The following is a 12155-nucleotide window of genomic DNA, read 5'->3' on the forward strand; positions in this document are numbered from 1 at the left end:
CTTCGATACTATTATTAATACATAATAAATAGTATCGAAGTTGTTACTAATTTAGCACGAAATGAATATTTCTAATGCCTCTTATCCTTTTTAATTCAAGTAATTATAGCAGACTGTAGCTAAAACTTTAAACAAATCTGCAATTAAATTTAATGCAATCTACTGATGAACTAATTCTGCTTCGGTATGTAGTGCACAAACCCAACTACTATTTTCTTTAATCCAGGTAGAAGTGCAGGCACATTTTATAGCGGCTTTTTGTTTATCCCCTGCAATTGCTAATTCTATAATATAACCTAAAACAGCAGTATTTTCACCAACCAATTGTGATTCGACATTAGAGAAGTTCACTACTTTTATTTTATCACCATCCCCTGACTCAAACATCTTTCTAAACTTGGCCTCGTCTACACTTTGTACACCATTTTTACTTGCTATTATACAAGGGAAATGGGTGAGTTTTTTTACCATTAGATAATCGTGATTTTCCATTCCCTGCCAATATTTTTTTTCCAGTTCAATAATTTGCGTTTCCATAATCATCTTTTTATTAATTAAACAGTTTCACAAAGTTCAAACTAATATCAAAATGGCTATAGACTTTTAACATAGATTTAATTGCATAATTAATTTTTAAAGCAAAATCACATGATACTATTTAAAGATCCTTTACACTGGCGATTTTTAATTGATCATCAAAGGTGTATACTCTTGGTATGCCTGTTGCAATGTTTACCGTTACAATATCCAGAGGACTAATATTTTCCAGATACATCATTAGGGATCTTAGGCTATTGCCATGGGCTACTATTAATACATTTTGTCCCTTTTTTAGCTCTGGTTCTATTTGAGTTTTATAATAGGGAACTACTCGGTTGTAAGTATCCGAAAGACTTTCGCCTCCAGGAGGGCAAACATCATAACTTCTTCTCCAGATTTCAACTTGGGCCAAACCGTATTTTTGAGCCGTTTCTTCTTTATTAAGCCCCTGCAAAGTACCGTACATACGTTCATTGAAAGCTTTGTCCTTTACAATGGGAATAGTTAGCTTCATTTCATTGAGGATAATACGAAGGCTTTCCTGCGCCCTTATAAGCATGGAGGTATAAGCAATATCGAAAACATAGCCAATTAGTTTATCCCCGGCAAGTTTTGCCTGCTCCTTTCCGTTATCGGTTAGGGCAACATCAAGGATTCCTGTAAATCGATTCTCTAAATTATAAAGGGATTGTCCATGTCGGACAAAAATTAACTGTGCCATTTTTCTTTATTTAAAAACAACATCAAAACTAAGACAACAAAGTCTGTAATCTGTATTGATACAATATCAATAATATAAGCCCGATTAGTTATCGGGCTTACTATTATTCAAATTTAAATTATAATGATATTCAATTTAACCGAAAAAATAATCAAACCAGATCAAAGCGGTCCAAATTCATTATTTTATTCCATACTGCAATAAAATCACTTACGAATTTATGTTGTGCATCACCACCTGCGTATACCTCTGCCACAGCTCTTAATTCTGAATTAGAACCAAAAACAAGATCAGCACGTGTTGCCATCCATTTAGGTTGACCGGTACTACGATCATTTCCCGCATATAACTCCTGATCATTCGAAACAGCCTGCCATTGGGTATTCATATCAAGCAGGTTGACGAAAAAATCATTGGTAAGGTGACCCGGACGGTTCGTAAAGACACCATTTTTACTTCCATCAGTGTTAATATCCAAAACACGAAGGCCTCCCAAGAGCACAGTGAGTTCCGGAGCCGTAAGCGTGAGTAAATTAGCCTTATCAATCAAAAGTTCCTCAGTTGAGACTGTCGATTTAGTTTTTCTATAATTTCTAAAGCCATCTGCTTTGGGTTTCAGATATTCAAATGATTCTATATCTGTTTGCTCCAAAGAGGCGTCCATACGTCCTGGGCTAAAAGGCACTGTAACTAGATGTCCAGCCTCTTTAGCTGCTTTCTCTACCCCAGTGGAGCCTGCCAGAACAATTAAATCTGCCAATGAAACTTTTTTCCCATTATTTTGTAAGACATTAAACTCTCGCTGAATACTCTCGAGTTTCTCCAGTACCTTTGTAAGCTTCACAGGGTTATTTACCTCCCAGTTTTTTTGAGGAGCAAATCTTATACGAGCACCATTGGCTCCGCCACGTTTATCAGATCCTCTAAATGTAGAGGCTGAAGCCCATGCCGTAGCTACCAGTTCAGAGACATTAAGACCTGTAGCTATTATTTTTTCTTTTAGATTCGTTATATCCTCTTGATCTATTAAGTTATGGTTCAGTTGCGGGATAGGATCTTGCCATAATAATTCTTCCTGAGGAACATCAGGTCCCAAATAACGTGCACGTGGTCCCATATCTCTATGCGTTAATTTAAACCATGCACGGGAAAAAGCATCGGCAAATTCATCAGGATTTTCCAAAAAACGGCGTGATATTTTCTCGTACTCAGGATCTAATCTTAAAGACAAGTCGGTTGTAAGCATCGTTGGCAGATGCTTTTTGGTAGTATCAAAAGCATCAGGAATGATAGCAGGACCATCTTTAGCTACCCATTGATGAGCACCTGCGGGGCTTTTGGAAAGTTCCCATTCAAAGCCAAATAAGTTTTCGAAGAAATTATTACTCCACTTAGTTGGTGTAGTTGTCCAGGTAACTTCCAATCCGCTTGTAATCGCATCAGTACCTTTTCCTGATCCGAAACTGTTTTTCCAGCCCAATCCCTGTAGCTCGATACCTGCTGCTTCCGGCTCTTTGCTAACATGGTCAGAAGAGGCCGCCCCATGGGTTTTACCAAACGTATGCCCACCGGCTATTAAAGCTACAGTTTCTTCATCATTCATTGCCATACGACCAAATGTATCTCTAATGTCTTTAGCTGCCGCAATAGGGTCAGGATTTCCATCAGGTCCTTCAGGGTTTACATAAATCAATCCCATCTGCACAGCTGCCAGAGGTTTTTCCAGGTTTCTGCTATGAATATGACCGTCGGCATTATCATCTGAGGATACTACACCATGATCTTTAGGCGCTCCTTCAGAACCATCACGATAGCGTTCATCACCTCCAAGCCATGTGGTTTCAGAACCCCAATAAACTGATTCATCAGGTTCCCAAACATCAGCTCGTCCTCCTGCAAAACCAAATGTTTTGAACCCCATAGATTCCAAGGCAATATTCCCTGTTAAGATCATCAAATCTGCCCAGGAAATTTTCTGTCCGTATTTTTGTTTTATTGGCCAGAGTAATCTTCTGGCCTTATCAAGGCTCACATTATCAGGCCAGCTATTAAGGGGAGCAAATCGCTGCTGGCCAGCTCCTGCACCACCACGCCCGTCATGCACACGGTAAGTTCCTGCACTGTGCCAAGCCATACGAATAAAAAGACCTCCATAATGACCAAAATCTGCCGGCCACCAATCTTGGGAATCCGTCATAAGTTTATGCAAATCATTTTTTACCGCTTCAAGATCGAGGCTATTAAAAGCTTTTGCGTAATCAAAATCCTTATCCATAGGATTTGATAATCCTGAATTTTGTCTAAGGATATTTACTTTTAACTGCTTGGGCCACCAGTCACGATTTTTTGTACCTGTTGCAGCTTCATTATCCATGCTCCCATTATGAAATGGGCATTTACTGATGTCGTTAGATTGATTCTCCATAGTTTTAAATTTATTTTGATACTAATTTACGAAGTAAATAAAGAGAATGCTATCACGGTGAATCATAAATATTTCTTATTTTATAGATAAAATCTATCACAAGAGAAACTTCCTGAGCCAATTCAATATTTTCGCTCAGGAAAATGCAAAAACAAAATACTTTTTACATCATATTTGTGTACGACCAAGTCAAGTTCCCGTCAACAACCAAGCAACTGCATCTATGATAAAGTAAGACCTCTACTGCAAGTACACACTTTTCTTTCAGCAGAGTCAATATTTTATAAATCATTTTTATAATCAAGATGTAAAACAGGTGTTTTTACGGTAAGAAATAACATCGTTATTTCTTAAATTACATCTAAAATAAAAAGCTCTTCTTTTATAAGTTGGTTTTACCAACACACATCACTTTTTAAATTTATTTATTGATACTTCTTATTATGCACTTGTTCTGATAAGAATTAAAAATTTTCATATTATGACGATAGGGATAATAGGAATCGGAAACATTACTTTAGAATTAGCTACCAGATCTGCTCTTTCAGGATACGAAGTGCTGCTGAGCAATCCACGTGGTATCAATGTCGTTAAGGAGCTTACACAACATATAGGTAGTCATGTTAAACTTGTGACCATAAATGAAGCAGCCGGAGCAGAACTAATAATACTATTTTTAAATCGTGATGATCTTGAAAATGCACTGAAGGCCATGCCTGATATGAAAGGAAAAATTATACTTCATACCAACAATCCTATTTTTAATCTCAATGAAGTTTTAGATATTACCTCTGGCCAATCATCAAGTGACATTATAGCTTCTTTATTGCCGGATTCACATATTGTAAAACTCTTTAATCCATTACATTGTCTAACGGGGCCAAATAGTCAAAATAATGATCGTACCAAAATATTTTTTACAACAAAGAATCACAAAGTAAAAAACAATGTCAAAACATACTTAGATACCCTCAATTTTACAGGAATTGAACTTCTAGAACTAAAAAAGCTAAACACTTAGAAAGTATAATTTGTCTTTCCGGTAATACTTAAGAGATTTCCTCATTATCAACTTTTATCCTCAATTCCTTTCGTTACAGATAATCTCGCCCTAAAGTAATCCTTTTTTGGTCTCGTTGAAATACTTCTTTTTTTTCGTACATTTAGCTTTCCCCAAAAAAAGTATAACTCAAATTGAATTGATAAACCTCAAATCATATTCACATGGGAAAATTTGTGATTACCAAAAAGCAGTCTGGAAAATTTCAGGTTCACCTCAAATCAAAAGCAGGGCAAATTTTGCTTAGCAGTGAAGATTATCTCACTAAAATTAGCTGTAAAAAGGCAATCGAAAAATTAAGAGCCTACGCAAAGGATGCTGGAAAATTTCAAAAAAAAACAACCATAGACTGGGAGTTATATTTTTATCTCAAAACAGCCAATGGACACACAATAGCCACCAGTAAAAAGTATGCCACCAATCTCTCTCGCGAGCAGGCTATAAACAGGGTAAAAAAAATTGCACCTATCGCATCCATAGAAGATCAATGTTAAGATTTGCCAGTTGCCATAATAATCTCTGTCAAATACAGTTTATACCATTGTAACCCAAACTGCCATTGTAGCATTTGCCTTAATGAAAAAATTTGAAATAAAAAAAATATCTCCCGAAAGCTGGGTGGTTTCCCATAATGAATTTCCAAAATTCACTTGTGTTTTTGAAAACAAAAAGTTTGCCTTTAGTAAAACAATAAATGGCCTCCAAGATCCTATAGGTAATCCAAAAGAAGGGCAATTACTTGAAAAAATGGAAAAATGGCTTCTCCAATACCATAAGGATAAAATTAATGATTAATGATTAATAATTGATCACTTATCAATAGATTCAAATTAATAATAAGATAAGAATAATTTTTGCGTTTTTCCGCCACGGCGGAACGGATTGTCCGCTAAATCTTTTGCGAGAGATGTTATGGGTTGGCTTCGCCAGAATTTCAGTAAATCGCAAAAGGATAGCGCTCCCATCCTAACGCAGCCTTGCAGTAAAAAGAAATTCCAATTTATAAAATTCTAAATTCCAATGCATTACGCGTATTCACTTGTCCAGGTAATTTATAACTTTTAGCGAACATAGCCTGTGGTTTAAATCATTGGACACAACGTACCATCAAGGCTTAAACCTTGGACTATCTCTAAAATATTAATGAGAACTTTTTCGTGTTGATCCCCAATATTTGCGTTCTTTGCGGTAAAAAATTGATTTTACGCAAAAAAAAAACTTCAATTAGCATAAGCCAATTGAAGTTTTTAGTACTCAGAGCGGGACTTGAACCCGCACGAACATTGCTGTTCACTGGATTTTAAGTCCAGCGTGTCTACCAATTTCACCATCCGAGCATGATGTGGTACCTCCAGGGATCGAACCAGGGACACATGGATTTTCAGTCCATTGCTCTACCATCTGAGCTAAGGTACCATATTACTTATAACTAAATAAGTAAAAGTTAGAATAAAAAACCCTGTTTTTAGAAACAGGGTTTTCAAAAGAAAGGCGACGACATACTCTCCCACATAACTGCAGTACCATCTGCGCAGGCGGGCTTAACTACTCTGTTCGGGATGGGAAGAGGTGAGCCCCGCCGCAATAACCACCTTAAGAAGTTATAATTGCTTTGGACAATTTGTTCTTCAATTTTTAATTTTTAATTCAAAATTTTTAATTGAAGTAATATCTTAACATACTGAGATAAAGAAAAGTATTTTTATTTATTATTTTTAGAAAGTTTCTTCTCCCGACCTGAGTCGGGAGAAAAGGGTGTACATAAGCTTACGGATTATTAGTACTACTCGACTATGACATTACTGCCTTTACATCTATAGCCTATCAACGTGGTCATCTTCCACGATCCTTAAAAGAAATCTCATCTTGTGGTGGGTTTCGCGCTTATATGCTTTCAGCGCTTATCCCTTCCAAACGTAGCTACTCTGCGGTGCCCCTGGCGGGACAACAGATACACTAGAGGTTTGTCCAATTCGGTCCTCTCGTACTAGAATCAGATCCACTCAAATTTCTAACGCCCACAGTAGATAGAGACCGAACTGTCTCACGACGTTCTGAACCCAGCTCGCGTGCCACTTTAATGGGCGAACAGCCCAACCCTTGGGACCTTCTCCAGCCCCAGGATGTGACGAGCCGACATCGAGGTGCCAAACCCCCCCGTCGATATGAGCTCTTGGGGGAGATCAGCCTGTTATCCCCGGCGTACCTTTTATCCTTTGAGCGATGGCCCTTCCATGCGGAACCACCGGATCACTATGCTCTACTTTCGTACCTGATCGACCTGTATGTCTCTCAGTCAAGCTCCCTTATGCCATTGCACTCTACGCACGGTTACCAAGCGTACTGAGGGAACCTTTAGAAGCCTCCGTTACTCTTTTGGAGGCGACCACCCCAGTCAAACTACCCACCAAGCAATGTCCCCCGCAAAACGGGGTTAGGCCTCAGATAAACAAAGGGTTGTATTTCAACAATGACTCCACAACGCCTGGCGACGCCACTTCACAGTCTCCAACCTATCCTACACATCATTTATCCAAGGTCAATACTAAGCTATAGTAAAGGTGCACAGGGTCTTTTCGTCCCACTGCGGGTAAACGGCATCTTCACCGTTACTACAATTTCACCGAGCTCATGGCTGAGACAGTGTCCAGATCGTTACACCATTCGTGCAGGTCGGAACTTACCCGACAAGGAATTTCGCTACCTTAGGACCGTTATAGTTACGGCCGCCGTTTACTGGGGCTTCAATTCAATGCTTCTCCGAAGATAACATCTCCTCTTAACCTTCCAGCACCGGGCAGGTGTCAGGCCCTATACTTCATCTTACGATTTTGCAGAGCCCTGTGTTTTTGATAAACAGTCGCCTGGACCTCTTCACTGCGGCCAGCATTGCTGCTGGCGACCTTTCTCCCGAAGTTACAGGTCTATTTTGCCTAATTCCTTAGCCATGAATCTCTCGAGCACCTTAGGATTCTCTCCTCAACTACCTGTGTCGGTTTACGGTACTGGTACTAATTACCTGAAGTTTAGAGGTTTTTCTTGGAAGCCCTTAGGCGCACTATCTCTTTGTCCGAAGACTCCGAGTACTATCGTATTTCCCCAAAATCTGTGGATTTGCCTGCAGATCTTATAGGTAGGTACTTCAACGAACTATTCCGTCAGTTCGCGGCGCTTTCATCACTCCGTCACCCCATCACAGTAATTAGTAGTACGGGAATATTAACCCGTTAGCCATCGACTGTCCCTTTCGGGTTCGCCTTAGGACCAGACTAACCCACAGCTGATTAGCATAGCTGTGGAAACCTTAGTTTTTCGGTGTGCGGGTTTCTCGCCCGCATTATCGTTACTTATGCCTACATTTTCTTTTCTAACCAGTCCAGCATACCTTACGATACACCTTCAACCCTGTTAGAATGCTCCCCTACCACTTAGAGTAAACTCTAAATCCATAGCTTCGGTAATATACTTATGCCCGATTATTATCCATGCTCGTCCGCTCGACTAGTGAGCTGTTACGCACTCTTTAAATGAATGGCTGCTTCCAAGCCAACATCCTAGCTGTCTGGGCAGACAAACCTCGTTCTTTCAACTTAGTATATATTTGGGGACCTTAGCTGATGGTCTGGGTTCTTTCCCTCTCGGACTTGGACCTTAGCACCCAAGCCCTCACTGTTATGAAACATTATATAGCATTCGGAGTTTGTCAGGAATTGGTAGGCGGTGAAGCCCCCGCATCCAATCAGTAGCTCTACCTCTATATAACTTTACGCATAACGCTGCACCTAAATGCATTTCGGGGAGTACGAGCTATTTCCGAGTTTGATTGGCCTTTCACCCCTACCCACAGGTCATCCGAAGACTTTTCAACGTCAACCGGTTCGGACCTCCACTGTGTGTTACCACAGCTTCATCCTGCCCATGGGTAGATCACACGGTTTCGCGTCTAACACTACTGACTAAAGCGCCCTATTCAGACTCGCTTTCGCTACGGATCCGTGGCTTAACCACTTAACCTTGCCAGCAACGTTAACTCGTAGGCTCATTATGCAAAAGGCACGCCGTCACCCCACGAAAGGGCTCCGACCGCTTGTAAGCGTATGGTTTCAGGATCTATTTCACTCCGTTATTCACGGTTCTTTTCACCTTTCCCTCACGGTACTGGTTCACTATCGGTCTCTCAGGAGTATTTAGCCTTAGCGGATGGTCCCGCCAAATTCAGACAGGGTTTCACGTGCCCCGCCCTACTCAGGATACCACTATCTATTATACTCGTTACCCATACGGGACTATCACCCTCTATGGTGTCACTTTCCAGTAACTTCCGGTTCCTTGTACATAAAATGTCGTGGTCCTACAACCCCAATCTTGCCGTAACAACATTGGTTTGGGCTAATCCGCGTTCGCTCGCCACTACTTACGGAATCACTTTTGTTTTCTTCTCCTCCGCCTACTTAGATGTTTCAGTTCAGCGGGTTTGCCCACCTATCGGTGTACTATGTCTTCAACATAGTGGGTTGCCCCATTCAGGTATCTACGGATCAATCGGTGTGTGCCCGTCCCCGTAGCTTTTCGCAGCTTATCACGCCTTTCATCGCCTCTGAGAGCCAAGGCATCCCCCATACGCCCTTATTTTGCTTATTGTACCAATCATAAAATCAATTATGACCGTTTTTTTTGTCTTTATTATTGCTAATAAAAACGCTTTCTACTTTTTATTATTTTCTTATCTCAATATGTCAATGAACTTTAAGCCAGTGCTCAGTTTACAGTTTTTAGTATTCAGTTTGCACCGAACAACAACCACCATTTTACCGATCACTACTTTTGTGGAGAATAACGGAGTCGAACCGTTGACCTCCTGCGTGCAAGGCAGGCGCTCTAGCCAGCTGAGCTAATCCCCCATTTTTTAGTTGTCAGTTAACAGTCCTCAGTTAACAGTACTTAAAACGGTTACTCAACCTCTAAAATTTCCTTTTTCTAAGTTTACAGTCTTTTTTAATTTTTAATTCTCAATTTTTAATTGAAAACCTTAAAAAAGTAGTCCCGGGCAGACTCGAACTGCCGACCCCTACATTATCAGTGTAGTACTCTAACCAGCTGAGCTACGAGACTCTGTTTTACTTAAAATTTATTATTTGAACTAACAGCAAGAGTAAAATAGTCTTAAAATTATAATCCTATAAAGCTTCTTCTTTTTTCCTCAGCGTGTTGATAAATCAACTAACACATAAGGCTCTAGAAAGGAGGTGTTCCAGCCGCACCTTCCGGTACGGCTACCTTGTTACGACTTAGCCCTAGTTACCAGTTTTACCCTAGGCAGCTCCTTGCGGTCACCGACTTCAGGCACCCCCAGCTTCCATGGCTTGACGGGCGGTGTGTACAAGGCCCGGGAACGTATTCACCGGATCATGGCTGATATCCGATTACTAGCGATTCCAGCTTCACGGAGTCGAGTTGCAGACTCCGATCCGAACTGTGACCGGTTTTATAGATTCGCTCCTGGTCGCCCAGTGGCTGCTCTCTGTACCGGCCATTGTAGCACGTGTGTAGCCCAAGGCGTAAGGGCCGTGATGATTTGACGTCATCCCCACCTTCCTCACAGTTTGCACTGGCAGTCTTGTTAGAGTTCCCGACTTGACTCGCTGGCAACTAACAACAGGGGTTGCGCTCGTTATAGGACTTAACCTGACACCTCACGGCACGAGCTGACGACAACCATGCAGCACCTTGTAAATTGTCTTGCGAAAGATCTGTTTCCAAACCGGTCAATCTACATTTAAGCCTTGGTAAGGTTCCTCGCGTATCATCGAATTAAACCACATGCTCCACCGCTTGTGCGGGCCCCCGTCAATTCCTTTGAGTTTCATTCTTGCGAACGTACTCCCCAGGTGGGATACTTATCACTTTCGCTTAGCCACTGAAATTGCTCCCAACAGCTAGTATCCATCGTTTACGGCGTGGACTACCAGGGTATCTAATCCTGTTCGCTACCCACGCTTTCGTCCATCAGCGTCAATCAATTAGTAGTAACCTGCCTTCGCAATTGGTATTCCATGTAATCTCTAAGCATTTCACCGCTACACTACATATTCTAGTTACTTCCTAATAATTCAAGTCTAACAGTATCAATGGCCGTTCCACCGTTGAGCGATGGGCTTTCACCACTGACTTATTAAACCGCCTACGGACCCTTTAAACCCAATGATTCCGGATAACGCTTGGATCCTCCGTATTACCGCGGCTGCTGGCACGGAGTTAGCCGATCCTTATTCTTACGATACCGTCAAGTCCCGACACGTCGGGATGTTTCTTCTCGTATAAAAGCAGTTTACAATCCATAGGACCGTCATCCTGCACGCGGCATGGCTGGATCAGGCTTGCGCCCATTGTCCAATATTCCTCACTGCTGCCTCCCGTAGGAGTCTGGTCCGTGTCTCAGTACCAGTGTGGGGGATCTCCCTCTCAGGACCCCTACCCATCGTAGCCTTGGTAAGCCGTTACCTTACCAACTAGCTAATGGGACGCATGCTCATCTTTTACCGTTGTGACTTTAATAGTGGTTTCATGCGAAACTGCTATACTATGAGGTATTAATCCAAATTTCTCTGGGCTATCCCTCTGTAAAAGGTAGATTGCATACGCGTTACGCACCCGTGCGCCGGTCTCTAGATCCGAAAACCTATACCCCTCGACTTGCATGTGTTAAGCCTGCCGCTAGCGTTCATCCTGAGCCAGGATCAAACTCTTCATCGTATATTGTTGATCTTAATAAATCAAGATCGTATTGTTATTCGAATCAGTCTCTATCGGTTATTCTCTAATCTCTCGATTATCTTACTCTTTATTCTTTTGCCTTAACATCTCTGTTAAAGCGGCTGTCAATTCAATATGTCTACGAACGTGTTTCAATTTTGTTGCGCTTGTTTCTCAAAGCGGGTGCAAAAGTAGAAAACTTATTTCTAACTGGCAAATGTTTTTTGAAGTTTTTTCTAAAGAAAATTTCTTTTCTTTTTACTTCTAAAACCTACCAATCTATCAATGAACTTTCCGTGTTTTGCGGGGTGCAAATGTAACATCCGTTTTCAAATCTCACAAGCTTTTCGCAATCTTTTTTTGAAAATAAATTTTCTCTTTGATCTCGTATGCTTGTCAGTATTTAAAAGAACGTCTATCGCTGTTGCGGGTGCAAAAGTAGCTAGTTTATTCAGTTAAACAATAGCTTTTCTTAACTATTTTTAATCTTTTTTATAAATGGCTGGATGGATGGTTCTTACAAGGCGAAGTTTTTTTATGGTTTGGGTGGCTTTGTTAGGTCTTGTCTGTTTTGGGCGGTTTTAATGAGTTTTGCCGCGAAGGCACTAAGGCACGAAGGTTTCTTTTTTTCTTGCTTCTCCTGGTTTATCTTGAGT

The 12155-nt window shown here is 40.9% G+C and carries 6 protein-coding genes, 4 tRNA genes and 3 rRNA genes; 3 read left to right on the top strand and 10 right to left on the bottom strand.

What is annotated here, in order from left to right; all coding sequences use genetic code 11:
- Window positions 1-159 precede the first annotated feature (159 nt).
- The 3 genes from LNP81_RS21620 to katG all read right to left on the bottom strand — a co-directional run bounded on the left by LNP81_RS21620 (window position 160) and on the right by katG (window position 3686).
- Window positions 160-537 carry a nuclear transport factor 2 family protein gene (locus tag LNP81_RS21620; RefSeq protein WP_230039368.1) on the bottom strand — a complete coding sequence of 126 codons (378 nt, stop codon included), beginning with the start codon at window positions 535-537 and terminating at the stop codon, window positions 160-162.
- Window positions 538-658: 121 nt separating this feature from the next.
- Window positions 659-1261, bottom strand: coding sequence for a 2,3-bisphosphoglycerate-dependent phosphoglycerate mutase (locus LNP81_RS21625; protein ID WP_230039369.1), 603 nt, complete (start codon window positions 1259-1261; stop codon window positions 659-661).
- 151 nt (window positions 1262-1412) lie between these two features.
- A complete protein-coding gene (gene katG / locus LNP81_RS21630; RefSeq protein ID WP_255700763.1) occupies window positions 1413-3686 on the bottom strand; it encodes a catalase/peroxidase HPI in 2274 nt (757 codons plus the stop codon).
- Window positions 3687-4167: 481 nt separating this feature from the next.
- On the opposite strand from katG, the gene LNP81_RS21635 reads away from it, so the two are divergent.
- From LNP81_RS21635 to LNP81_RS21645, 3 genes are all read left to right on the top strand, one after another.
- Window positions 4168-4707 (top strand): NAD(P)-binding domain-containing protein, encoded by a 540-nt coding sequence (locus LNP81_RS21635; RefSeq protein ID WP_230039370.1) that lies wholly within the window; start codon window positions 4168-4170, stop codon window positions 4705-4707.
- 203 nt (window positions 4708-4910) lie between these two features.
- A complete protein-coding gene (locus LNP81_RS21640) occupies window positions 4911-5240 on the top strand; it encodes a YegP family protein (protein ID WP_230039371.1) in 330 nt (109 codons plus the stop codon).
- A gap of 82 nt (window positions 5241-5322) precedes the next feature.
- On the top strand, window positions 5323-5541 hold the full coding sequence (locus LNP81_RS21645; protein WP_230039372.1) for a hypothetical protein: 219 nt from the start codon (window positions 5323-5325) through the stop codon (window positions 5539-5541).
- A 456-nt stretch (window positions 5542-5997) separates the two neighbouring features.
- Here the strand turns inward: LNP81_RS21645 and LNP81_RS21650 are convergent.
- From LNP81_RS21650 to LNP81_RS21680, 7 genes are all read right to left on the bottom strand, one after another.
- Window positions 5998-6083, bottom strand: a tRNA-Leu gene (locus tag LNP81_RS21650).
- Window positions 6084-6089: 6 nt separating this feature from the next.
- Window positions 6090-6162, bottom strand: a tRNA-Phe gene (locus tag LNP81_RS21655).
- A gap of 70 nt (window positions 6163-6232) precedes the next feature.
- Window positions 6233-6342 (bottom strand): 5S ribosomal RNA (gene rrf / locus LNP81_RS21660).
- Between the two features lie 161 nt (window positions 6343-6503).
- Window positions 6504-9387, bottom strand: a 23S ribosomal RNA gene (locus tag LNP81_RS21665).
- 186 nt (window positions 9388-9573) lie between these two features.
- Window positions 9574-9647: transfer RNA gene (locus LNP81_RS21670), tRNA-Ala, on the bottom strand.
- A 137-nt stretch (window positions 9648-9784) separates the two neighbouring features.
- Window positions 9785-9858, bottom strand: a tRNA-Ile gene (locus LNP81_RS21675).
- A 127-nt stretch (window positions 9859-9985) separates the two neighbouring features.
- Window positions 9986-11499, bottom strand: a 16S ribosomal RNA gene (locus LNP81_RS21680).
- The 16S, 23S and 5S rRNA genes sit together here with 4 tRNA genes alongside, the layout of an rRNA operon.
- Window positions 11500-12155: the final 656 nt, after the last annotated feature.

The sequence above is a fragment of the Flavobacterium piscisymbiosum genome (genome assembly GCF_020905295.1).
GTDB classification, from domain to species: Bacteria; Bacteroidota; Bacteroidia; order Flavobacteriales; family Flavobacteriaceae; genus Flavobacterium; species Flavobacterium piscisymbiosum.

Bases quoted from the DNA above. Each gene is read 5' to 3' on its own strand.
- LNP81_RS21625 (WP_230039369.1), bottom strand. From the start codon at position 1,261: ATGGCACAGTTAATTTTTGTCCGACATGGACAATCCCTTTATAATTTA.
- LNP81_RS21620 (WP_230039368.1), bottom strand. From the start codon at position 537: ATGGAAACGCAAATTATTGAACTGGAAAAAAAATATTGGCAGGGAATG.
- LNP81_RS21635 (WP_230039370.1), top strand. From the start codon at position 4,168: ATGACGATAGGGATAATAGGAATCGGAAACATTACTTTAGAATTAGCT.
- LNP81_RS21640 (WP_230039371.1), top strand. From the start codon at position 4,911: ATGGGAAAATTTGTGATTACCAAAAAGCAGTCTGGAAAATTTCAGGTT.
- katG (WP_255700763.1), bottom strand. From the start codon at position 3,686: ATGGAGAATCAATCTAACGACATCAGTAAATGCCCATTTCATAATGGG.
- LNP81_RS21645 (WP_230039372.1), top strand. From the start codon at position 5,323: ATGAAAAAATTTGAAATAAAAAAAATATCTCCCGAAAGCTGGGTGGTT.